The 22,670-nt window shown below is 58.1% G+C and carries 20 protein-coding genes; 9 read left to right on the top strand and 11 right to left on the bottom strand.

Translation table 11 applies throughout. From position 1 onward, the window contains the following. Positions 1–85: 85 nt before the first annotated feature. The 3 genes from HY795_05170 to HY795_05160 all read right to left on the bottom strand — a co-directional run bounded on the left by HY795_05170 (position 86) and on the right by HY795_05160 (position 3,511). Entirely contained in the window at positions 86–1,912 is a 1,827-nt protein-coding gene (locus HY795_05170) for a hypothetical protein (GenBank protein ID MBI4804608.1), read from the bottom strand. Positions 1,913–1,997: 85 nt separating this feature from the next. After that, a complete protein-coding gene (queC, locus tag HY795_05165) occupies positions 1,998–2,690 on the bottom strand; it encodes a 7-cyano-7-deazaguanine synthase QueC (protein ID MBI4804607.1) in 693 nt (230 codons plus the stop codon). A gap of 182 nt (positions 2,691–2,872) precedes the next feature. Then, positions 2,873–3,511, bottom strand: coding sequence for a radical SAM protein (locus HY795_05160; protein ID MBI4804606.1), 639 nt, complete (start codon positions 3,509–3,511; stop codon positions 2,873–2,875). A gap of 84 nt (positions 3,512–3,595) precedes the next feature. On the opposite strand from HY795_05160, the gene queF reads away from it, so the two are divergent. The 8 genes from queF to HY795_05120 all read left to right on the top strand — a co-directional run bounded on the left by queF (position 3,596) and on the right by HY795_05120 (position 10,627). Next, positions 3,596–4,024, top strand: a complete 429-nt coding sequence (gene queF / locus HY795_05155; protein ID MBI4804605.1) for an NADPH-dependent 7-cyano-7-deazaguanine reductase QueF — start codon at positions 3,596–3,598, stop codon at positions 4,022–4,024. 116 nt (positions 4,025–4,140) lie between these two features. After that, the gene (gene nifU, locus HY795_05150) at positions 4,141–4,983 is read left to right on the top strand and encodes a Fe-S cluster assembly protein NifU (GenBank protein ID MBI4804604.1); all 843 of its coding nucleotides are present in this window, start codon (positions 4,141–4,143) and stop codon (positions 4,981–4,983) included. Position 4,984: 1 nt separating this feature from the next. Beyond that, complete coding sequence (gene nifS, locus HY795_05145; GenBank protein MBI4804603.1) at positions 4,985–6,172, top strand: cysteine desulfurase NifS; 1,188 nt, start codon at positions 4,985–4,987, stop codon at positions 6,170–6,172. Positions 6,173–6,308: 136 nt separating this feature from the next. Continuing rightward, a complete protein-coding gene (locus HY795_05140; GenBank protein MBI4804602.1) occupies positions 6,309–7,001 on the top strand; it encodes a DUF1847 domain-containing protein in 693 nt (230 codons plus the stop codon). Between the two features lie 80 nt (positions 7,002–7,081). Then, a complete protein-coding gene (cysK, locus tag HY795_05135) occupies positions 7,082–8,020 on the top strand; it encodes a cysteine synthase A (protein ID MBI4804601.1) in 939 nt (312 codons plus the stop codon). After that, entirely contained in the window at positions 8,020–8,940 is a 921-nt protein-coding gene (locus HY795_05130; protein ID MBI4804600.1) for a serine acetyltransferase, read from the top strand. The genes cysK and HY795_05130 overlap by 1 nt, the downstream gene beginning before the upstream one ends. A gap of 4 nt (positions 8,941–8,944) precedes the next feature. Continuing rightward, positions 8,945–10,171: a histidine phosphatase family protein gene (locus HY795_05125; GenBank protein ID MBI4804599.1), complete on the top strand. Its 1,227-nt coding sequence runs from the start codon at positions 8,945–8,947 to the stop codon at positions 10,169–10,171. Between the two features lie 60 nt (positions 10,172–10,231). After that, on the top strand, positions 10,232–10,627 hold the full coding sequence (locus HY795_05120) for a hypothetical protein (GenBank protein ID MBI4804598.1): 396 nt from the start codon (positions 10,232–10,234) through the stop codon (positions 10,625–10,627). 142 nt (positions 10,628–10,769) lie between these two features. Here HY795_05120 and HY795_05115 read toward each other — a convergent pair whose 3' ends face one another. The 5 genes from HY795_05115 to HY795_05095 form a co-directional block, all read right to left on the bottom strand. Then, entirely contained in the window at positions 10,770–11,621 is an 852-nt protein-coding gene (locus HY795_05115) for a radical SAM protein (protein MBI4804597.1), read from the bottom strand. A 3-nt stretch (positions 11,622–11,624) separates the two neighbouring features. Continuing rightward, positions 11,625–12,416, bottom strand: a complete 792-nt coding sequence (locus HY795_05110; protein MBI4804596.1) for a 4Fe-4S binding protein — start codon at positions 12,414–12,416, stop codon at positions 11,625–11,627. Next, complete coding sequence (locus tag HY795_05105; GenBank protein ID MBI4804595.1) at positions 12,409–13,278, bottom strand: substrate-binding domain-containing protein; 870 nt, start codon at positions 13,276–13,278, stop codon at positions 12,409–12,411. The genes HY795_05110 and HY795_05105 overlap by 8 nt, the downstream gene beginning before the upstream one ends. 232 nt (positions 13,279–13,510) lie before the next feature. Beyond that, positions 13,511–14,905 (bottom strand): outer membrane homotrimeric porin, encoded by a 1,395-nt coding sequence (locus HY795_05100; GenBank protein MBI4804594.1) that lies wholly within the window; start codon positions 14,903–14,905, stop codon positions 13,511–13,513. A 378-nt stretch (positions 14,906–15,283) separates the two neighbouring features. Beyond that, entirely contained in the window at positions 15,284–16,006 is a 723-nt protein-coding gene (locus HY795_05095) for a carbonic anhydrase (protein ID MBI4804593.1), read from the bottom strand. 300 nt (positions 16,007–16,306) lie between these two features. On the opposite strand from HY795_05095, the gene HY795_05090 reads away from it, so the two are divergent. Beyond that, the gene (locus HY795_05090; GenBank protein ID MBI4804592.1) at positions 16,307–16,645 is read left to right on the top strand and encodes a hypothetical protein; all 339 of its coding nucleotides are present in this window, start codon (positions 16,307–16,309) and stop codon (positions 16,643–16,645) included. Here HY795_05090 and HY795_05085 read toward each other — a convergent pair. From HY795_05085 to HY795_05075, 3 genes are read right to left on the bottom strand one after another with little or no spacing between them, the layout of a single operon-like run. Further along, entirely contained in the window at positions 16,610–19,759 is a 3,150-nt protein-coding gene (locus HY795_05085; protein MBI4804591.1) for a multidrug efflux RND transporter permease subunit, read from the bottom strand. The two genes, HY795_05090 and HY795_05085, sit on opposite strands and share 36 nt — an antisense overlap. A 15-nt stretch (positions 19,760–19,774) precedes the next feature. Beyond that, complete coding sequence (locus tag HY795_05080) at positions 19,775–20,929, bottom strand: efflux RND transporter periplasmic adaptor subunit (GenBank protein MBI4804590.1); 1,155 nt, start codon at positions 20,927–20,929, stop codon at positions 19,775–19,777. A gap of 24 nt (positions 20,930–20,953) precedes the next feature. Further along, entirely contained in the window at positions 20,954–22,543 is a 1,590-nt protein-coding gene (locus tag HY795_05075) for an efflux transporter outer membrane subunit (protein ID MBI4804589.1), read from the bottom strand. Positions 22,544–22,670: the final 127 nt, after the last annotated feature.

Here is a 22,670-nt window from a genome sequence, read left to right as displayed (position 1 = left end):
CTCCATTCTGTGTGAATGAAATGTCTGTTGTGCTTTTATAGAGTGTCTCATAAAGAAGGAAAATAAACCTATTACAAAGGCTGGATTACAAGTTCTTTCTGAATATATTCAGGTTTATACTTGATGAATCTGGAGATTTCTTTTGAGCACTGCCCTCGCCGAATGCAGACCCTATGTCCGTGTTCCATGACTCAAAGGCCTTCATTAACTTTTCAAAACTATCGATGTTTAGCTTGTTGTCGTGTTTGTCAATGCCAGCTATGCTGCGAATGTAGACTAACTCTACGAAAGTACCAAAAGGAATGAGTTTGAACTTTTTACAAGTACTGGATTTGAAATAGATATCTGCAGGTGTGACATAGTGTGCTTTGTCAAGTTCTGGCAAAAGATGGATCCTGCGAAAGGTGTTTATTATTGAGTTTATAGAGTCAAGAGCGTTGTTTATATTAAGTCTCATGCCCTTGTCACCTCCCAGGAATTCCGAAACCGCTTTTTCAAATGTTTCCGGAGGGGCATCGCCGGGAAGGTACTTAAACATCGTTTCAGTGTTATAGAATTTCTTCATGTACCCTTGGTTAAGCCCAAGTGTTTTTTCAGATTCTATCTTCTCTATTAGGTACCGTAAGAACTTTGTCGCATGCTTTCTCTTTAGGAATCTTGCCGATTGGTCTACTGCTGAGCGAGAAAATTTATAAAAAACTATTATTGTTGTTGTTAGGAATGCAGTTAACAAAGATGTTCTCATTATGTAGAGCAATACGATACTTGCGCTGTAATTTTTCTCGTTTGTGAAACTCTTGATGTCATTGATGGTGTTCGAAAATAACGAAAATGCGAGTATTCCGCTTATTAAAACAACAACGATAGTGACGAAAAATAGGACGAACCCGAGGGTGTTGTAGCGGAGAATTGACCTGTCGAGACTGAGCTGCAGGCTAGTTAGGTTGTGCGAACCATTATTGTTGTTACTGTTGTCTGCTATTTGCGAGTTAATGTTTCTGTGTTCCAGGATGATGAGGTTGGTTGTGTAGAAAGCTATTGTCGCAAGTATGATGATGAAAGAAATGTTTATGGATGCTTTATATAACTGTCCGTATAGTTCTCCAGAGTAAAATCTCTTGTCGATGTATGTCCTGATATTATCCGCGATGGCTTTCTTTTCGGGTTCTGAGTAGTTCTTGTATGATGAAATGTACTTTGCTATAGACTCTTGGACTGTAGTGTTAAGGGCGATAGTTATATTATCTTCTTTGCACATAATAGAGAATCTGCCTTTGCCTATGAATGCTACTGCAGCATCATGTTCACATTCTGTGGTTTTAATATCCTCTTTAATATGTTTCTCTATGGCGTTGTGGTTATTGTATAAAAAATCTTCTGTGTTAAGCGCATGAAACTTGATTCTGTCAAAGTTCTCATTAACTTTATTCTTGACATTCTCTATCGTTGCAAGGGTTAGTTTCGTGTTTGAAATGTTTACCTTTTTATCGTCAACAAATTCTATTGCATAGTCGTGAACGTTGTTGTTTGTTTCTATAGAAAGTGTTTGTGTGTTGATTATGCTGGTTACGTTGTTGTTTAGTTCTAATAGTGTAGTATGTAAGAGTGATAACAGTACAATTCCGAAAAAGAAGAGACAAAAAAAGTGAGATAATTTTAGCCAGGGTAAGTATGTACAAGTTTTTTTATCGCCAGTTTTTGATTTGATATAATATAACGTAGCGAGTGATAGTATCCCAAATACTGAAGCGGAAAAGAGTATGGCGTCAAATTTTGTGATGGAATATGTTTTTAATATTTCGATAACAGGAATAATACACGCTAAGAGTATAAGGAAAAGGATTGCTGCTATTCCACCAATGGCCCCCGCAATGGCGTAAGGTATATGAGCATTAACTTTATCCCAAGACATATGATCGCCCTTCAGAATATATGTGCGCCCCGAATCATATGTCCCATAACTGTTTCCGTCTGACTCGTAAAGCAAATAGCATGGTTTATCCTGCAGTTACATACCCCGTCGGGTCCTTCACCCCGGCCTCTTCAAACCCCTTCCTTCTGAGCAAACACGAATCGCATCTCCCGCAGGCCAGCCCCTCGGGGCTTGGGTCGTAGCAGCTGTGCGTAAGCCCGTAATCAACCCCCAGCTTCATCCCTTCCTCAATGATTCTGGCCTTATGCCACTGCATGAGCGGGGTATGGATCTTCATCGTAAGCCGTCCCTCGACGGCCTCTTTGATAGCTAAATTCGCCATGTTCTCGAACGCGGCCACGAACTCGGGCCTGCAATCCGGGTATCCGGAATAATCCAGCGCGTTCACGCCGATGAAGATGTCCGCTGCTGGCAGCACTTCGGCCCAGGCCAGGGCCAGGGACAGAAACACCGTGTTCCGGGCTGGAACGTAGGTAACGGGAATCTCGTCCTCCATCTCGTTCACGTCCCGGTCCTTGGGGACGTCGATGTCCGCAGTGAGGGCCGAACCGCCGATGGTCCCCAGCGGCACATCCAGAATAAGGTGCCCGGCCGCGCCCAGGTGCTTGGCCACCCGCTTGGCTGCCTCCAGCTCCACGGTGTGGCGCTGGCCGTAGCGGAAGCTCAGCGCGTAGGCCTTGAACCCCTGGGACTTTGCGATGGCCAAGCAGGTGGAGGAATCGAGCCCTCCGGAAAACAAAATTATCGCGTTTTTCACGCACTCACCTCTTCATAGGCATTCATAGTAGTCATTCCCGGTGAACACCGCACAAGCGGCTCTTCAAAGTTCCCGCAAACACCTGAGTGACTTACAGGGCTGGGGCCGGGTTGTCCGAGAGGGTGAAGAATCGTCTTCAGATCGATCCGAGCCCTCGCAGGATGGCCCGGCGCCAGCCCCACTCAGACCCCTCTTGCCTCCGGGTCCCAGATGATCTTGTGCAACTGCAGCCCAAGCCTCACCGGCAGGCGCGACTCAACAATCCAGGAGGCCAGATCGGCCGGGGCCAGAAGAGTCGTGGTGGGCGAAAAAAGGATGTGGCGCGGCATCACCGGCAGCGTCCGCACCACGTCGGCCGCATAGTCGAAGTCCCCCCTGTCGGCGATCACGAATTTCAATTCATCCTGCGGCCTAAGCTTCGCCAGACTCCCCAAGTCCATGCGCTCGTGCATGCCGCTGGAGGGGCACTTCACGTCCACGATGGCCACGGCGCGCTCATCCAGAACATCCACGGCAAAGGTGCCATTGGTCTCCACCAGCACCTCGTAGCCCTCGTCCAGCAGCCTGCGGACGAGCTCCGGGGTTTGTTCCTGGGCCAGGGGTTCGCCCCCGGTGATTTCCACCAGCGTGCAGCCGTGCCCGGCCACGCAGCCGAGCACTTCGTCCAGGTCCATGACCTGGCCGCCCTCCCAGGAATACGGAGTGTCGCACCAGGAGCAGCGCAGGTTGCACCCGGTCAGGCGGACGAAGGTGCAGGGCCTTCCCGCATGGGAAGACTCCCCCTGGATGGAGTGGAAGATTTCCGTAACCGTAAGCGGCATAAGACCACCATTTGACGCGAATCGGGCGAAAGCCTAATCCAGTTGTAGCCCGGCGTCAAAAGAGGCCGGGGCAAGGAGCATTTCATGAAAGTCAAAGACGACGTTTCCAAGCTGACCCACCTGGGCCACATGGAAACCGAATACCCCGACCACGCCGATTCCGGGCTGCTGGAAACCTTCCCCAACCGTTTCCCGGGACGCGACTACCAGATCACCTTTGAAACCGAGGAATTCACCAGCTTGTGCCCCAAAACGGGCCAGCCGGATTTCGGCTCCATTACAATCACGTATGTGCCTGGCCAGAGCTGCATCGAGTCCAAGTCGCTCAAGCTCTATCTCTTCAGCTTCCGGGGTGAGGCCTGTTTCATGGAGACCCTCACCAACACCATCCTGGATGATCTGGTGGCTGCGGTGCAGCCCAGGCGGATGATGGTGACCGGGAACTTCCGCCCTCGCGGCGGCATAGCCATAGTGGTGGAGGCAACCTACGAGGCCAATTTCCAGGACGAGTAGACGAGCCTTTTCTGGTTATTTCCTCCCAAATTGATCGGCTAGCCCTTCCATAGGGTGCAATCAGGTGTTATAGTTACCTTTCGTTGCCTACGACAGCTACAGAACAGGAGAATATCATGTGGGAATACACTGATAAAGTGCGCGAGCACTTCATAAACCCAAAGAACGTGGGTGAAATACCAGACGCTTCCTGCGTGGGCGAAGTGGGCTCCCTGGCCTGCGGCGACGCGCTGAAGCTTTACCTCAAGGTGGACGAGCAAGACCGCATCGTGGACGCCAAGTTCCAGACCTTCGGCTGTGCCAGCGCCATCGCCTCCTCCTCGGCTCTCACCGAGATGATCAAGGGCAAGACCGTGGATGAGGCCCTGGACGTCTCCAACCAGGACATCGCCGAATTCCTGGGCGGATTGCCCAAGGAGAAGATGCACTGTTCCGTGATGGGCAAGGAGGCCCTGGAAGCTGCCGTGGCCAACCTGCGCGGCCAGGCAGTGGCCCCGCATCAGGAAGGCGAGGTCGTCTGCGAATGCTTCGGCGTAACCGACGAGACCATCAAGAGGGCAATTGCCGAGAACAAGCTGAACACGGTGGAGGAAATCACCGACTACACCAAGGCCGGTGGCGGCTGCGGCAAGTGCCTGGACAAGCTGGCCGACATCCTGGCCGAGATGAAGGGGCAGAAGCTAAAGCCTCTGGAGCCTGTGGCGCAAAGGCCTGCGGGGCTCACAAATCTGCAGCGCATGAAGCTCATCTCCAAGATCATCGACGAAGAGATAAGCCCCAGCCTGCAAAAGGACGGCGGCAACATCGAGCTGGTGGACGTGGACGGCAAGAAGGTCCTGGTGCAGCTGCGCGGGGCCTGTTCCTCCTGCAAGTCCAGCCAGCTGACGCTCAAGCAGTTCGTGGAGAAGCGCCTGCGCGACGCGGTGGAGCCGGACCTGACCGTGGAGGAGGTGCGCTGACATGCCTGTGATCTACATGGACAACAACGCCACCACCAAGGTGGACCCGGCCGTGCTGGAAGAAATGCTGCCCTACTTTTCGGAGCAGTATGGCAACCCGTCCAGCATGCACACCTTCGGCGGCCAGGTGGGACGCAAACTGTCCGAAGCCCGCGAGCGCGTGGCCCAGGCCTTCGGCTGCACCCCGGGCGAGGTGATCTTCAACGCCTGCGGCACAGAAGGCGACAACACAGCCATCCGTTCGGCCCTGGGCTCCCAGCCTGAGAAGCGCCACATCATCACCACCAGGGTGGAGCACCCGGCGGTGCTCAACGTGGTGAAGCATCTGGAGAAAAAGTGGGGGTACGAGGCCACGTACCTTGGCGTTGACGAGCAGGGCCGCCTGGACCTGGACGAGCTCAAGGATTCCATCCGCCACGACACGGCGCTCATCTCCGTGATGTACGCCAACAACGAGACCGGCGTGGTGTATCCCATCCAGGAGATCGCCGAGATCGCCAAGGAACGCGGCGTGCTCATGCATACCGACGCCGTGCAGGTGCTGGGCAAGGTGCCGTTCGACTTGAAAACGCTGCCCGTGGATTTTCTGGCCGTATCCGGCCACAAGGTGCACGCCCCCAAGGGGGTCGGGGCGCTGTTCGTGCGCAAGGGAGTGCAGTTCAGGCCCTTCATGATGGGCGGCCACCAGGAACACGGCCGCCGCGCCGGCACCGAGAACACCACGGGAATCATCGGCCTGGGCAAGGCCTGTGAGATCGCCATGGGCAACATCGGCCACGAGAACTCAGTAGTGAAGGGGCTGCGCGACAAACTGGAGAAGGGCCTCGTAGCCGCGGTGCCCGATGTGCGCATCAACGGCACCAAGGATTCGCGCCTGCCCAACACCACCAACGTGTCCTTCCAGTACGTTGAGGGCGAGTCCATCCTGCTCATGCTGGACGCCTTCGGGGTCTGCGCCAGCTCCGGTTCGGCCTGCACCTCCGGGTCGCTCGAACCCTCGCACGTGCTGCGGGCCATGGGAGTTCCCTTCACCTTTGCCCACGGTTCCATCCGGTTCAGCCTGTCGCGTTTCAACACCGAAGCTGAGGTGGATCTTGTGCTGGCGGAGCTGCCCAAGATCATCGCCCGCCTGCGCGAGATATCCCCGTTCAAGAGAGGGGAGGGCGAAGCGCCTGCCTGCACCTGCTAGAAAAAGCTTGAAGAGGGATGGGCCCGGGGAAAGGCATATCAGTATGCTTTCCTCCCGGGCCCTTTTTTGAGTATTCATTGGGCGCTACGTTTCGTATCATTGGCTTTGCGTAAAGCCAGCCGGTTTTGGAGTGTCCATGCCCACGCCCGAGTATCCCACCTGTGCCGCATGCCCGTACGACTGGTCCGAACGCTTCTGCCGCAACGCCAAGGGCAAGGCTCCGAACAACTGCCCATCCACGCGCTTAAGGGAACTCTCCACCGAAGCCGTTGCCGCGACCCTTTCTGTGGAAAACAAAGAATTCGCGCGTCAGGCATCCATCCAGGAGTGCGAATGCTACGGCGGCCGGGAACTGGGTTATGCTGCGGTTCGAACGCTCAAGCCCCGCATCGTGGAGATCGTGGAATTCGCCAGGCGCCTGGGCTACCAGAAACTCGGCCTGGCCTTCTGTATCGGACTGCGAAAAGACGCCGCCATTGTGCAGGAAATATTTGAAACCAACGGTTTCGCCACTGTGTCCGTGGCCTGCAAGGCGGGAGCGGTTCCCAAATCGGCAATGGGGCTTGGCCCTTCCGAGCAGGTGGACCCGGCTGCAGCGCACGAGAGCATGTGCAACCCGGTGTTTCAGGCCGAGGCATTGAACGCCATGGGAACGGACTTCAATGTGCTGCTCGGGCTGTGCGTGGGGCACGATTCGCTTTTTTTCAGGTACGCCAAGGCTCCGTGCACGGTGCTGGCCGTGAAGGACAGGGTGCTTGGACACAACCCGCTGGCCGCGGTACGGGAGTACGACGGCTACTACCGGTATTTGAAAAAGCCTTTGGCCTGACGCGCAAACGCCTGGATTGAAGGCGCTGGAGAGGATAGAATCCTCCTAGACAAGCCGCAATGAGCGGCATGAGGGAACATATGAAAATCGCATCGAGCATGATCGAACTGGTGGGGGACACCCCGCTGGTGCGTTTGAACCGAATCGGGGCGGGGCTTGACGTGCAGCTGGTGGCCAAGCTGGAGTCGGCCAACCCGTGTTTTTCCGTGAAGGACCGCATCGGGTTCAACATGATCCTGGACGCCGAGCGCCGGGGTCTGGTGGACAAGGACACCGTGATCGTTGAGCCCACCAGCGGCAACACGGGCATTGGTCTGGCCTTCATGTGCGCCGTGCGCGGCTACAAGCTCATGCTGACCATGCCCGAATCCATGAGCATTGAACGACGTACCCTGCTCAAAGGATTCGGGGCAAAACTCGTGCTCACCGACGCCAAGAAGGGCATGAAGGGGGCCATCGAAAAGGCCAGCGAGCTGGTAAAGGAGCTGCCCAAGGCCTACATGCCCATGCAGTTTTCCAATCCGGCCAACCCCGAGATCCATCGCCTGACCACGGCCGAAGAAATCTGGCGGGACACCGATGGCCGCCTGGACATGTTCGTGGCCGGGGTGGGCACCGGCGGTACACTCACCGGAGTGGCCCAGGTGCTCAAGGCCAAGAAGCCGGAAGTCTCCATCGTGGCTGTTGAGCCGGACGCATCCCCGGTGCTCTCCGGCGGCGATCCCGGGCCGCACGCCATCCAGGGCATAGGCGCAGGATTCGTTCCGGACAATCTGAAGCGTGAACTCATCGACGAGGTCTTTAGGGTAACCAACGAACAGGCCCTGGCCATGGCCAGGCGCATGCTCCGCGAGGAAGGCATCCTGTGCGGCATCTCCTCGGGGGCCATCTGCCACGCTGCGGTTGAGATTGCCAAACGCCCGGAGAACAAAGGGAAGATGATCGTTTTCATAGTGTGCGACACGGGCGAGCGCTACTTGAGCACCGCCCTTTTCACTGACATGGAGGACCCGAAGTGATGCACGAACGCCATGTGCTGGCCAGCCTGACCCCGGAGAAGGAAGTGATCGAGGATGTGGTGGGCAGGCTGTGCGCTCCTTCGTCGTACCAGGCATTCGCCTGCCGCAAGCTTACGGATTCGCCCATGCCCTCGCTGAAATCCCTGTCTGAGGTGGTGAACCGGCTCAAGGCTGTGTTGTTCCCTGGGTATTTCGGTGATTCCGAGGTGACGCCCGACACCATATCCTATCATACCGGGACTCATCTGGACGTCATCTTCCGCAAGCTGGCGGACCAGATAAAGCGCGGGTACTGCTTCGTGTGCGTGGGGGAGAACAAGGCCTGCACCGGCTGCGAAGACAGGGCCATGGAGAAGGCCACCGCCTTCTTGAAGTCCGTACCGGATATCCGCGAGAAGCTGGTCCTGGATGTCAAGGCCGCCTACGAGGGAGACCCTGCGGCCAAGAGCCCGGGCGAGACGATATTCTGCTACCCGAGTATCACGGCGCTCATCCACCAGCGCATCGCGCATGAACTGCACAAGCTCGACGTGGACATCATCCCGCGCATAATAACGGAGATGGCCCATTCGGAAACCGGCATCGACATCCATCCCGGGGCTCGGATCGGCAAGAGTTTCTTCATCGACCACGGTACCGGAGTGGTCATCGGAGAAACCTGCATCATTGGCGACAACGTCCGCGTCTACCAGGGCGTGACCCTTGGGGCCAAGAGCTTCCCCAAGGACGAGCAGGGAAACCCTATGAAAGGCCTGGCACGCCATCCCATTGTGGAGGACGATGTGACCATCTATTCAGGCGCCACGGTGCTTGGGCGCATCACCGTGGGCAAGGGCTCGGTGATTGGCGCCAACGTGTGGGTCACCTCGGACGTGGCTCCCGGGGCCAAGGTCATGAAGGCGAAGATCGAAAAGGGGTAGACCTATGTCAGCTCAGGCTCTGAAGCTCGTTATCGCCATGGTGGGGCTGCCCGCATCGGGCAAGTCCACGGTGGCCGCCAAGATCAAGAAGTGCCTCGTGTCCGAAGGGGTCGAGGTCGGGGTTTTCAACAACGGCGACGTGCGCCGGGAAATGTGTGGAGCCCAGGAGACCTCCTGCCCTGAATTCTACGCGCCCGAGAACATGGACGGCGTAGCCATCCGGGAGAAGATCAACCGCATCAACCTGGAACGGGCCGCGGATTTTTTCAATGGGAAGGGCGAGGTGGCCGTGCTGGACGCCACCAACGTGTCAAGAAAGCGCCGGCAGGCCATAAAAGCGTTCTTCCCCGGTTATCCGATCTTCTTCATCGAATGCGTCAACGATGACCCGGAACTCATCGCGGCCAGTATTTCGCGAAAGGTGAACCTGCCGGATTTCGCCCACCTCTCTCCGGAGAAGGCCGAGGAAAGTTTCAGGGAGCGCAGGCGCTACTACGAAAGGATTTACGAGCCCCTTGGCAATGAAGAGAACTTCGTGGTGCTCGATACATTGAACAAGAAGATCGAGCGGGAGCGGGTTCAGGCGGTGCTGCCGCACTACCGCGTCGTGCGCGACCTGCTGGTGTCTGACTGGGTGCAGAACCTGTATCTGGCTCGCCACGGCGAGACGGTCTTCAATCTGGACAACCGCATCGGCGGCGACCCGGACCTCACGACCCGGGGCTTGGTTCAGGCCCAGGAGCTGGCCTGGCATTTCAAGGAAACGCCCCTGCCGTACGTGTTCACCAGCATGAAAAAGCGCACCCAGCAGATGGCCCAGCGCCTCTGCGACGGCCGTACCGATTGCCGGGTCATCGCCCTGTCGGAATTTGACGAGATTGACGCAGGAATCTGCGAAAACATGACCTACGACGAGATCGCCCGGGACATGCCCCAGGTGCATGCGGCCCGCACCCGCGACAAGTACAACTACATCTATCCCGAGGGCGAAGGCTACGCCACATTGAAGGAGCGCGTTGAGCGCGGCGTGAAAAAAGCCCTGTACCTCTCGGGCAACGCGGACCACATCATGATCATCGGACACCAGGCCGTGAACCGCATGATCCTTTCGCATTTCCTGTACCGGCGGACCGAGGACGTGCCCTACATCTTCATCCCTCAGGACCGCTACTTCCACATCGTGACCACCCAGTGGCGCAAACTTTTCGAGCTGGTGAAATTCATGGGTTGATCAGAAGGCTGCCTCGTGCCATAACACAATACAGGGGGCGTTAAGCCATCGGAGGTCACAATGCTTGGATTGGAAAAAAGAATCGACGCTGTCAGAGAAATGCAGGGGGCGACCAAAACCGAGCCCCAAGGACCGGCCCGTTCAGCCGCCACCACGGGTATTATGCTGGCCCTGGTGGCCATTGTGGTTGCCTTCGGGGTGTATGTTTCCTTGGAGGGAAAATACGCACTGAAGATGAGCGACTATGACGCTCGAATGGCCGCTATGGAGGCCAAGGTCACCGAGGCCATGAACGCGCCCAAGGACATGGCCCGCAAGGTCATTGTCGCCAGCACTCTGAACGAGGTTTCCCACAAGGTGGGCACCCTCAAGGGACAACTGGACGCCTCCTACCAGGAACGCCTGGCCAAGGTGGAAGAGATGCTCAAGTCGATTCAGCAGGACGCTGCCAAGTAATTACTATTGGCGAACGAATTATTACCTGAAGGGCCGGGGGCGTTGCTCCTCGGCCCTGCTTTTTTAGGGGCACACTCAAGTCTGAACAAGCGCCTCGACGCTCATAAAATTTTTGTATGGGGAGAATACCTGTGCAGGGAGCTTAAGCCGTTCGGCAGCCCCCAAGCAGTCCGACCGCGTCGGACCGGCAGCGCGCGCAATGAGACATCTGCTTCAGATGGCGGCCAGCCGCCACGCGAAGGCGAGCCAAGAAAATCGGGTCAGGTGCCCGTAAGGTGCCAAGGCGTGTCCCTTTCACCGGTATCAGGCCAATGAGGTTCATGCGGTCCGCCCCAAGTGCCGCTACTGTTCTGGCGATTTCGTCAACATGATGGTCATTCAGGCCAGGGATGACCACGGTATTCACCTTGACGGTGATTCCCTGTTTCGTCAGGGCAGCGATGGCCGCCAATTGCCGGTCGAGCAGCACTTTGGCCCCGTGCTCTCCCGTGAGCAAATCCCCTTCCCAGCGGACATGGTCATAGACGAGCGCGCCAACCGCCTGATCGACAGCGTTCACAGTCACCGTGACGAATCCGACACCGGTGGCAATGAGACGGTCCACATGTTCAAGGAGGTTCATGCCGTTGGTGGAGACGCACCCGATGAGGGAGGGACAGCGTTCCCGTAAGAGGGAAAAAGTCTCCAGGGTGGTTTCCGGATCGGCGAACGGATCCCCGGGACCCGCTATCCCCGCCACGGTGATGAACGGAAAACGGTCCAAGGATTCCAGGGCGTACAGCACGGCCTGCGCCGGGGTCATGAGCCTGCTCGTAACACCCGGGCGGGATTCGTTCACGCAGTCGTGGCGGCGGTCGCAGTATCCGCAACGTATATTGCACGACGACGCCACCGGAAGGTGGATTCTGCCGTAGGACCCTTTCGCTTGGGCATTGAAGCAGGGGTGCATCGCCTCGGCGGACGGATTGGAAGTCGCAAGCGATGCAGCGAGCATGGCCTAGCGCATCCGCCTGAACGTGATGGCATCTTCAGGGCAGGAGCCTAGGCAGTCCCCGCAGTTGGTGCATCCGGTTTCGGCCGGGCGTGTGCCCATCTCGCAGACCTTCAGGCATTTGTCGCAGCCGTTGCACGCGTTGGTTTTCAAAATCCTGAAAAGTGAAAACCGCTTCACCAATTCCAGTGCGCCACCCATCGGACAGGCGAAGCGGCACCAGAAATTGGCTGCGACAAGCCCCACAGCCAAAAGACCGAGCACGATGGACGTCCTTATGAGCCAGATCGTGTCCGCGTGTTCGAAAGTCAGGGCCACGGCGCCGAAAAATTCTCCCACCCGGATGGGGACGTTTGTCCGGGGCTGGCCCATGATCAGCCAGACGTACAGGCATACCGCAAGCCCTGCATAGCCTCCCCATGGGGCCAGCTTCGGGAGGAGTCCCCGGTTGCTGGCCTTGAAGCGAGCGATTTTTCCGACAAGCTGATTCAGCAATCCCCCCGGGCATGCCCAGCCGCAGAAGGCGCGTCCGACCAGCAAGGCGCTGACGGGCAAAAGTATCCAGGCCCCCCAGAAGAGTGTGAGCAGGCGGCCATGGCAGGTAAGAACAGGGCAGTTCTGGCAACTGACGTAGGGGACAATGAACGGGCAACGAAAAATGCCATAAAATGACCACTGCCCCATCATGACAATCATGGCCAGCTGGGAAATCCTGCGAACAAGTGTCAGGCGCTTAAAGGCTGTGCCAGACGAACCCTGCGCTCCAAGGTCGATCGCGGAGGCTGTTTGATCAGACATCCTTCACCCCGAGCTTTTCGATAAGCGCCAGCCCCTTGTCTGAAATGGCTGGTATGAATCCTCCGCGCTCAAAAAATACCTGGCCTTCTTGCGAGGTGAGAAAGGTCACGTAATCCTCGGCAAGGGCCCGGTCTTTGGCGCTTTTCATCACTCCCACAGTGAATGTCAGTGGCGGCGGAGGAAAGAATGTCTCGGGTATTTCCACAACGTCCATTTTGTCCTTGAAGTCGGGAATGCGGCTGACGCGCTTCTCAACGATGGAGACGTCGCCCTTTCTGTCCAGAATGTCGTCCATGGTGCGCTGCACACAGGAACCCAAGGTCACGCAGTTTTTCAGAACCGCGTCGTGGAGCCCGGCTTTCTTTAGGAGATTCAAGGCCGCTGCACCGCCAGGCGGGGACGCTTCAGGCGCAAGCACTACTTTCACCCCCGGCCGGGCCATATCTTCGAGGGTTTTGATTCCGGCCGGGTTTCCCTTCGGAGTGACCATGACGTAGCTGGTGAAACAGAGTGGCTTGAAGGAGGCCATCTTGCCGGATTGGCGGAGCTTCTTGGCCAGGTCGAGCACCCGGCCAGCAAATACATCCGTTTGGGCGCTACCGAGTAAAGATTTGCCAAGTGCCGCGGCAAAAGCCCCGGTGTAGCTTATTTTGACCCCGGTCCTTTTCTCGTAAAGTTCGTTGGCGGGCGCCATGGCTTCGGCAAGCCCGCCGCAAGACCAGACATTGAGTATCTTGCCGCCAAACGCGCCGGGCTGGGCTCCGCATTCGCTGGCGGCCACACCCGTAAGAGCGGCCGCTGCCGTACCGGCCATTGTTTTCAGGAATACTCTGCGCCCGCTCGCGTCCTTTTCGTTGCCCATTGTCCCTCCGGTGCCAGTACGTAGATGAATGCCGCAGTGTGTCCGGTCCCAGAGGGACGAAACGGCCGCAGTCAGAGTACAGTCTATATTTGAATAGCTGATGCGTAAAATCGAAATATCTTATGGCGTGGGGCGTGCCGTATCGGCTGAGCGTGTAACGGGGGGGCAGGAGAACAAAAAAAACGGCCGGGACTTTCGTCCCGGCCGTATGGCTTAGTCCGGCTAAACTTCTTTAGAACTTGTACTGCAGGCCGAAAGCGACCTTCCAAGCATCACCGTTCTGAGACTGGTTCACGAGGCGACGGCCCCAGACACCCTTCTCGAACGAGCCATGGGCCCAGCCGGTCTCAACGATGGCGGCCAGGTTCTCATAGATGTTGTACTGGTTGTCGAAGTTGATGCCCATCACGTACTCGTTGGTGGTCAGGTCGCGACCCATCTGCACGTAGTTGCCATTACCCCAGAGGGCATTGGCCTGGCGCAGGGCGCGGGCGCTGTTGGTACCATTGGCGTAGGTGAAGGTCAGGCGATGGGTCAGGTCCTGAATGAAGGAGATCTTGTTCAGGGAGACCGCGTTGTCGAACAGGAAGGAGGTCGAGGGACCCCAGGACTGGACGACGGAAGGCATACGCTCGGAGCCGTTACGCATGGAGCTGTCCTCACCGGTGGAGTACCAGAAGGTCACCTGGGGGGTCAGCATGTCAAAGCCGGTGTATTCGGCGGCAACGTCGAAGAACAGGCCACGACGGGCGCGGCTGCCCTGGCCGGCGGCGCCTTCACCGTACATCACGTCGGCGTAGAACTTGAAAGGATCAAGAGCGGTGACCGCGAAGGCGGAACCGACCCACCAGTACACTGTCTGAGCCTGCTTGAAGCCGGCGGGGGCCAGTGCGTAACCAGCGGAGGCCAGGTTGGTGGCCAGGGACTGGTTAGACATGCGGGGGGAGGAACCAACCGCGGTGGCGTAGTTGGCGTTCTTACCGGCAACGGCCAGCATGCCCCAGGGGGTGGCTTTGAAGCCGTCCAGGGTGATGGGCAGCACCAGGAAGTAGCCGTCGAACTCGTCAGGCACCTGGGTGGTGGTGGGGTCGAAGTCCTTGTTGGTGTCGAGCAGGCGAGCGAAGCCGGCAACGATCTTGAACTGGTCGACCACGGGGATGGCGACGACGAAGGCGCCGGCGCGGGTGCCACCAAGCACGGGGCTGGAGTTCAGCATGCCAGGGGCGGAGATGGGCAGATCCAGGTCCTGGAGGCCCACGGTGAACTCAACGTCGGAGCCGGGCCACTTGAACTGCAGGAAGGCCTGGTACACGTCGATCGACACGGCCGGGTTGTCCACGGTGAAGGTGTCGTTACCCCAAGCCTTGTTGTTCACGCGGATGCCCAAGCGGAACTTCAGGCCTTCGTTGGCGATGAAGTCGGAGCGAAGGCGGAAGCGCTCCCAGATGGTCAGGTTGTCAAAGGTGTTGGTGCCCTTGGGGTTCCAACCGGTGTAGTTGTTGTTGCTCCAGAAGTTAGCATGGATGCGGGCGTCACCGGTCATTTTGACCTCGGTGGCGGCGGAGGCGATAGCCACACAGCCGAACACCATGGAGACGAGCAGAGCCAGAGTAGCAATGCGCTTCATTTCCATTTCTCCTTTTGCTCTTAAAAAAGTTTGCCGGACGTTTTACGGGGTCGGGCTTTCGTACCAGGGAAGCCCTTTCCCGATTTGCCATGACTGCCTTTTAGCGCTGCCTAAACGTGAGTGCAACAAAATTCTGCTGTTTTTTTGACTAAAGTATAAAATTTTTTACGGTCCAATTTTTTGTATATTCGGTTTCTCATTCTTGCGTGTCTCAATTGGGAATGCCCGGTCTTCTCTCCGGAAGAGCCGGGAAACCGTGCTCGGCCAATGCAGGATGGCAAAGAGAGGAGAGTTGGGAGAGGAGGGAGTGGGAAGAGTCGAGGATGTGAAGGCGTGGAAAAGGCGGGGGAGGCGTCCCTCCCCCGCGACTGAAGCCGGTTATTTTGCTCCGCCCGTAAGAGCCAGCAGCTCGCTCTGACCGGGATGCTCGCCCAGCCACTTCACCTTGCCGGATTCGACGTCATAAATGGCGCCAACCACCTTGACCTGTTTGGCTTTGACCATATCGCGCATCATGGGGCTTTGTTTGAAAAGGTCCGCGATGGACTGCCAGGTGTTGGCCTCAATGGCCTTGTTGGCCAGTTCCTCGCCGCTTAAACCGGGGTTGTCCGCCTTGGTCTTGGTCACGGGAGGAATGATATTGGCGACCAGGGCCGGGATGTTGCCGTGGGCCTCTTCGCCCTTGATCACCGCGTTCACTGCACCGCATTTGGTGTGGCCGAGCACCACCAGCAGATTCGAACCCAAGTGGTCGGCTCCGTACTCGATGGTGCCGGCCTGGTCGAAATAGGTGACGTTGCCCGCTACGCGAACGGCGAAGATGTCTCCGATACCAGTGTCGAATACCAGTTCCAGGGGGACACGGCTGTCAGCGCAGCCCAGTATGGTGACGAAGGGCTTCTGCCCTTCCTTGGCGGTGGTTGTACGGCGGAAGGGGTCGAGGTTGGGATGGATGAACTTGGAGGCAACGAAACGCTCGTTGCCGCGCTGCAGGCGCTCCAGAGCTTGGTCAGGCGTGAGAGTCGGTTTCGGAGCCGAAGCCCACACCATGGCCGCGCAAAGGGCCACCACTGCGAGAGAAAGAACCAGAATGCGTTTCATGCCGTAACTCCTCGTCTCTTGGGTTTCTTTGTATGAACGATGAAATGAATACCACTTCGATAATCTTGAGTATGTGGATAATTATCGGCATAAAGTCAATTGCGGCATGCTTTCCGGTGGTTTGTCACCTTGCAGCCTGTCGATCTGGAAGTGAGATGCTAAGCTCCAGTACCGAGCGGCCGGGAGTGGCCGGTGCTTTTCTTTTTTTGGGCTAGGAGAGTTTGATGAAGAGGGCTTCGCGGAGAAGATTCAAAGGACAACGCGATGCCTGGTTCGCACTGTCAAAAGGCGGGTTTTGCTATGCCTATGACGATCTGGGAAAAAATACGGGATATGTTCGGATCGGGACCCACCGCACAGGGGCGCGGCGGGGAGGTGTCCGTTACCACTTGCGGCCTCGAAGGGGTGGACTCGGTTTTGCTCCTCAAGCTCTCAGTCGGGACCGAGCTGACCCTGCGGGAGGTGGGCGGCCGCGTGGAGGCCATGCGTAAGGACCGCCCAGCCGGTTTTTTGTCCGGCCAGGAGGGGGGTCATGTGGCCAGGCTCATGGAACAGGGCGCCCGGCTCAATTGCCGGGTGATTCACATCAGCCCCGAGGCCCCGCTAGTGCGCGTCAGAATTTCCATCCTGATGGAGTGAATCGTGTTCGGGCGGGTAGAGTTTTTCAATCAGTCCCTGCACGAGCACGTAAAACACCGGAACCACCAGCACCGCGAGCAAGGTGGAGGCCAGCATGCCGCCGAATACCGCCGTGCCCACGGCCCGTTGGCTGGCTGCGCCTGCTCCGTTGGCGGAGAGCAAGGGCACCACGCCCAGGATGAAGGCGAAGCTTGTCATGAGGATGGGGCGGAAGCGTAGTTTGGCCGAAGACACCGCGGCGTCCGCGATGGAATACCCTTTCTCGCGCAGTTCACGCGCGAATTCCACGATGAGAATGGCGTTCTTGCTGGCCAGGGCAATAAGCAGCACCACGCCCACCTGGGTGTAGACGTTGTTGTCCATCCCCCGGACAAAAACGGCCATGGCCGTACCGAGCAAGGCCAAGGGCACGACCATGATGACCGAGGTGGGCAAGAACCAGCTTTCGTACTGGGCGGCCAGCACCAGATAAACCAGCAGCACGGCCAGGGCGAAGATGAAGTAGGCCTCGTTGCCCACCTTCTTTTCCTGATAAGCCATGTTGGTCCAGGATATGCCCATGGAAGTGGGCAGATTGGCCTTGGAGATCTGCTCCATGAGCGACAATGCCTCGCCGGAGCTGAATCCCGGGGCGGCGCCGCCGAACACGGACGCGCCTGTGAAAAGATTGTAGCGGGTGAGGATGGCCGGACCGACGATGTCTTTGGCGGATATCAACGCCCCAAGCGGCACCATGTTGCCCTGCTGGTTGCGCACCTCCAGCCTCATGATGTCGTCGGCTGTCAGGCGGAAAGAGGTATCTGCCTGGGCACGAACTTGGTATGTTCTCCCGAACATATTAAAATCATTTATGTATGCCGAGCCGAGATACGTCTGCAGGGTGGAGAACACATCCTGGATGGACACACCGTAGGTAAGGGCCTGGGTACGGTTCACATCAGCCCATACCTGGGGGGTGGAGGCCGAGAAGGTCGTGTTCAGACCTGCGACGCCCGACTGACTGCGCGCGGCCATGATGACGTTGCGGATGGCATCCTGCAGCGCCTGTGGCCCCAGGTTTCCAAGATCCTGCACCACCATCTCGAAGCCGCCTGCCTGGCCCAGACCCTGGATGGCCGGGGGAGCGAAGGCGAAGCCTATGGCTTCTTCAATCTGCATGAGCCCCATGTTTATGTGCCCCAGGATTGCCGCCTGGGTCTCATTTTTGCCGCGCTCGCTCCAGTCTTTGTAGGTGACGAACGTGGTGATCATGTTGGACTGGTTGGCGTTGTCGAGGATGGACATGCCGCCGAAGGTGATCCAGTCCGCCACGCCGGGAACGTTTTTGAGCATGGCGTTTATCTTCTCGTTCACCTGTCTGGCCCTGACCTGCGAGGCGGCCGGAGGCAGTTGAACGGACATGACGCAGTACCCCTGGTCTTCCTCGGGCAAGAAACCAGTGGGCAGGCTGGTGAAAAGCCAGAGTGTCAGGACAATGAGTCCTACGTATCCCAGCATGGCCACCTTGCTGTGGTTCACCATGAAGCGCACCACGCGTTCATAGCCGTGCTCAAAACGTTCGTAGATGCTGTTGAAGCCCCGGAAGAAGGCGTTCTTCTCTCCGGTTTGAGGCTTGAGCCAGAGGGCGCACTGTGTGGGCTTGAGGGTTGCGGCGTTGATGGCGGAAATAAGCGCCGTGGAAGCGATGACCAGGGCGAATTGCCGGTATATCTGCCCAGTAACGCCCGGCAGGAAAGCAACGGGCAGAAACACCGCAGAAAGCACCAGGGTGATGCCGATGACAGGGCCGAGCAGTTCTGTCATGGCGGCGATGGCGGCGTCTTTAGGTGTTTTTCCCATCTCCATGTGGTGTGCCGCGCCCTCCACGATGATGATGGCGTCGTCCACCACGATGCCGATGGATAAAATGATGCCGAAAAGCGTGATGAGGTTCACCGAAAACCCCAGGCCGGACATGGCCACAAAGGCGCCCAGTATGGTCACCGGAACGGTGGTGGCGGGCACCAGCATGGCCCTGAAGTTCTGCAAAAAGACCATGATGACGATAAGCACCAGGACGCCGGCCTCGAACAGGGTCTTGTACACATCGTGGATGGATGCCTTGACGAAAAGCGTGGTGTCAAAGGGTATGGAGTAGACGAGCCCTGGGGGGAAGTCCTTGGAGAGCTTGGCGATCTCAGCCCGTACGGCCTCGGCCACATTCAGGGCGTTGGCCCCGGGCAGCAGATAGACCGGGATGCAAGCCGCGGGCTGGCCGTTCTTCTCGCCGAAAAGGGTGTAGGTCTTGGCTCCGAGCTCCACCCGACCCAGGTCCTTCACGCGCACGACCTTGCCGGTCTGGTTGAAGGAACTCTTGACGATGATGTTTTCAAATTCCTCAGGAGTGATCAGCCGCCCCTGGGTCTGAACGGTGAGCTGGAACTGCTGGTTCGGCGGGGTAGGGGCCTGGCCGAGCTGGCCTGAAGCCACCTGGACGTTTTGCTGGGAAATGGCGTTCACCACGTCCTGGGCCGAGAGGCTTAACGACTTCAGCTTGCCGGGGTCCAGCCAGATGCGCATGCCGTAGTCATCCGCGCCCACAATGGAGAGGTCGCCCACACCGTTCAATCGGGCGATCGCGTCCTTGATGCGAAGCGTGGCGTAGTTGGAGAGGAACAGATCATCAAATGTGCCGTCCGGAGAGGTCAGGGAGATGACCAGCAGGATGGCCGTGGATTTTTTCTTAACCGTCAGGCCCTGGCTCTGCACTTGCTGGGGCAGGCTGGGGAGGGCGATGTTCACCCTGTTCTGAACCAGCATGGTGGCTATATCGAGGTTGGTGCCGACCTCGAAAGTGACCGTGAGGGTGTAACTCCCGTCGCTGGCGGACTTGGAGGACATGTAGAGCATCTTTTCCACGCCGTTGACCTGCTGCTCGATGGGAGCGGCCACGGTTTCGGCGAGGACCTCGGGGCTGGCCCCGGGAAACGATGCGGACACTTGCACCGTGGGCGGCGTGATCTCCGGGTACTGGGCCACGGGGAGCGTATAGAGCGACACGGCGCCCAAAAGCATCATGACGATGGCCAGAACGTTGGAAAGGACTGGGCGTTCGATGAAGAATTTTGAGAACATGGAGGGCGTGGTTTCCTAGGGTTTGGCCGCTGCGGGTTTGCCCGGGGCGGCTTCTTCCGGGGTCACTTCCCCGCCGGGTCTGGCTCGCTGGATGCCGTTCACAATCACCCGCTCAGAACCGTCCAGCCCTTTTTCAATGACCTTCATGCCGTCGATGACCGGACCTGTGGTCACCGGTTTCTGCTCCACGACGTTTTTCTCGCCTACCACCAGCACGTAGGTGCCCACTTGGGCCACACCCACGGCGGATTCCGGGACCAGGAGAGAATCGCGAGATTCCATCGGGGCGCGAAGACGCACGAACAGACCGGGCAGCAGGTCGAGCTTGGGGTTGGGAAACACTGCGCGCATAAGGAGCGTGCCCGTCTGGGGATCAACGCCCAGGTCGGTGTAATCGAGGGTTCCCTTGTGTGAGAAGCCGGTTGTGTTGGAGAGCCCCAATTCGACCACGACTTTGCCCTTGGGGTCGTCGCTCTTGTTCGGATGTGATTGGATGAGGCGAAGCAATTCACGTTCGTTGATGGTGAAATAGGCGTAGAGCGGGTCATCCTGGATAATGGTGGAAAGCTGGGTCTGCTGGCCCGCGGCGCCAACCAGGTTGCCAATGTCCACCTGGTGGCGGCCCATGCGGCCGTCGAAGGGCGCGGTGACCTGCGTGTAGCTTAGGTTCAGTTTGGCTATGTCGAGCTGGGCCTTGGCCGATTCCAGGCTGGCAATGGTGGAGTCGCGCGTGGTCTGCCACTTCACCACTTCGGTGTCCGGCCCGGCCTTTTCGGCGAAGAGCTTCTTGGACCGGTTGTATTCGATTTCCGCCTGGGCCAGGGTTGCCTTGTAGCCGTCAATGGAAGCCTGGGCCTCTTTCACCTTGGCCTTGTAGGGCTCCTGCTCGATGACGAAGAGCAGCTGATCCTTTTTGACATGCTGGCCGTCCTTGAACTTGATGGCCTGCAGGTAGCCTTCCACGCGGGCCACAAGGTTGACGGACTGAACGGCTTGGGTATTGCCGGTGAACTCCAGGTAGTCCACCACGCTCTTGCGCACGGGTTTGGCCACCGTGACCTTGGGAGCCGGGGGCGGCACGTAGGCGTTGCGCTTGTCGCAAGCCGCCAGCCAGGCCGCAGCGGCCAGGGCGGCCAAGAGGATCAGGGAACGCTTCGCGTATTGTGGCATGCGGGTCATCCTTGTGGTCTCTTGCTAGAAAATATTCGGTACGTAACGGCTCGGGCTGGCCTTGGAAGGATCCTCCTCCTTGGAGGGGTTCTCCTTGATCATCGGGCCCCACCACGTCCGCTTGGTCATCTCTTCCTTGACCTCTGCTGGAACCACAGGGTCAGGCCGTTCCTGCCAACCTCCGCCGAGGGCTCTGTACAGGCCCACCATGCCGAGCACGATGTTGCCCTGGGCCTGGGCCAGGGAATCCTGCTGATTGAGCTGATCCTGCTGGGCCACGATAACCGTGGTGAAGTCGGTCTTGCCTTCCCGGTACTGCAGGAAGGCCAGTTCCGCGCCACGCTTTGCGGATTCCGCGGCTTTGGCCAGGGAGCCGGCCTGAGCCCGGGACTGCTGGTAGTCGGAGAACCCGTCCTCGGCTTCCTTGAGGGCCTTGAGAACGGTATTGCGGTAGGTGAGCAGCGCTTCCTGGAACTTGGCGTCCTGGAGGCGGACGTTATTTATGATGCGGCCGTAGTTGAAGATATTCCAGGAGACGGACGGGGCAAAAGAAGCCGTGAAGCTCTTGGCGGTAAGGAGGTCGGCAAGGGAAAAGGCCAGCATGTTCGAAGACAGCCAGCCCACATTGCCTGTCAGGCTGAAGGAGGGGAACAGGTCGGCCTTGGCAACGCCGATCTGGGAGCATTGGGCCATGGCCTGGTACTCGGCCTGGCGGATGTCCGGGCGTCTTCTGAGAAGTTCTGCCGGTATTCCCACGCCGATCTGGTCCGGGCATACCGGAATGCGCGAATTCTCCCCGAGCAACGCCGCAAGGTCCGCGGGGGGCATGCCCAAAAGGAGAGCCAGGGCGTGGCGCGACTTCTGTATGGAATTGGTGAGCTGCGGGATGCGGGCCAGGGTGGACTCGAGCAGGGTCTTGGCCTGCATGACGTCGCGTTCGCTTGTGGCGCCGAGCTTGTAGCGGATGTCGGCTATGTTCAAGGCCTCGGCTTCCAGTACGGCGTTTTCCTTGGCGATGCGCAGGCGTTCCTCGCTCACCCGAAGTGACACGTAGGTGCTGGCCACGTCCGAAGCCAGCGTCACCAGGGCGTTGTCGTAGTCGGCCACGCTGGCGGCAAGGCTGGCGTCAGCGGACTCGATGGCCCGGCGGAATTTCCCCCAGAAGTCCAGCTCCCAGGCTGCCTGCAGGCCCACACTGTTCTGCCAGTAGAGCCACTGCACACCGGCCTGGTTGCCGGGCTGGGGGGCTGAGGGGCTACTCTGGCTGACCTGGTTATACGTATACGTGCCCACGGCCTGCTGGGTTTGCGGGTAGATATTGCCAACAGCGATGCCCAGTTGCGCTCTGGCTTGCAGGATGCGCACGCCTGCGACGTGCAGGGGGATGTTCTGCTGGCGCGACATCGCCACCAGGTTGTCGAGCACGGGGTCGTTTAAGAGTTTCCACCAGTCTTCGACCGGAGGCAGGTCAGGGCGGGATTGGGCGTATTCGGCTTCCAGCCAGGAGTCAGGCTTGGCGGCCGCTGGTTTTTTGAAATCCGGCCCAACCTTCATGCAGCCGGAGAGAAGCAGGGCGGCCAGGCAGCAGAGCGTCAGCAGGAGGCGTATTGGCATGATCCGTCCCGAGAGAGAGTGAAAGAGTAAACTGCTTTATCTGAGATATTAAACATTACCGAGGCTACTTTGCGCAACAGGAAAATTGATGGACGCCATGGCGAAACACGGGCGGATACTCCAGTTT

Source organism: Desulfovibrio sp. (genome assembly GCA_016208105.1).
GTDB lineage: Bacteria > Desulfobacterota > Desulfovibrionia > Desulfovibrionales > Desulfovibrionaceae > Fundidesulfovibrio.
The sequence above is the reverse complement of the archived record's forward strand: the minus strand, read 5'-3'. Positions and strand labels throughout refer to the sequence as shown.

Coding starts and splice junctions, on each gene's coding strand:
- HY795_05170 (MBI4804608.1), bottom strand. CDS start 1,912: ATGTCTTGGGATAAAGTTAATGCTCATATACCTTACGCCATTGCGGGG.
- HY795_05160 (MBI4804606.1), bottom strand. CDS start 3,511: ATGCCGCTTACGGTTACGGAAATCTTCCACTCCATCCAGGGGGAGTCT.
- queF (MBI4804605.1), top strand. CDS start 3,596: ATGAAAGTCAAAGACGACGTTTCCAAGCTGACCCACCTGGGCCACATG.
- nifU (MBI4804604.1), top strand. CDS start 4,141: ATGTGGGAATACACTGATAAAGTGCGCGAGCACTTCATAAACCCAAAG.
- nifS (MBI4804603.1), top strand. CDS start 4,985: ATGCCTGTGATCTACATGGACAACAACGCCACCACCAAGGTGGACCCG.
- HY795_05140 (MBI4804602.1), top strand. CDS start 6,309: ATGCCCACGCCCGAGTATCCCACCTGTGCCGCATGCCCGTACGACTGG.
- cysK (MBI4804601.1), top strand. CDS start 7,082: ATGAAAATCGCATCGAGCATGATCGAACTGGTGGGGGACACCCCGCTG.
- HY795_05130 (MBI4804600.1), top strand. CDS start 8,020: ATGCACGAACGCCATGTGCTGGCCAGCCTGACCCCGGAGAAGGAAGTG.
- HY795_05125 (MBI4804599.1), top strand. CDS start 8,945: ATGTCAGCTCAGGCTCTGAAGCTCGTTATCGCCATGGTGGGGCTGCCC.
- HY795_05120 (MBI4804598.1), top strand. CDS start 10,232: ATGCTTGGATTGGAAAAAAGAATCGACGCTGTCAGAGAAATGCAGGGG.
- HY795_05115 (MBI4804597.1), bottom strand. CDS start 11,621: ATGCTCGCTGCATCGCTTGCGACTTCCAATCCGTCCGCCGAGGCGATG.
- HY795_05110 (MBI4804596.1), bottom strand. CDS start 12,416: ATGTCTGATCAAACAGCCTCCGCGATCGACCTTGGAGCGCAGGGTTCG.
- HY795_05105 (MBI4804595.1), bottom strand. CDS start 13,278: ATGGGCAACGAAAAGGACGCGAGCGGGCGCAGAGTATTCCTGAAAACA.
- HY795_05100 (MBI4804594.1), bottom strand. CDS start 14,905: ATGAAGCGCATTGCTACTCTGGCTCTGCTCGTCTCCATGGTGTTCGGC.
- HY795_05095 (MBI4804593.1), bottom strand. CDS start 16,006: ATGAAACGCATTCTGGTTCTTTCTCTCGCAGTGGTGGCCCTTTGCGCG.
- HY795_05090 (MBI4804592.1), top strand. CDS start 16,307: ATGCCTATGACGATCTGGGAAAAAATACGGGATATGTTCGGATCGGGA.
- HY795_05085 (MBI4804591.1), bottom strand. CDS start 19,759: ATGTTCTCAAAATTCTTCATCGAACGCCCAGTCCTTTCCAACGTTCTG.
- HY795_05080 (MBI4804590.1), bottom strand. CDS start 20,929: ATGCCACAATACGCGAAGCGTTCCCTGATCCTCTTGGCCGCCCTGGCC.
- HY795_05075 (MBI4804589.1), bottom strand. CDS start 22,543: ATGCCAATACGCCTCCTGCTGACGCTCTGCTGCCTGGCCGCCCTGCTT.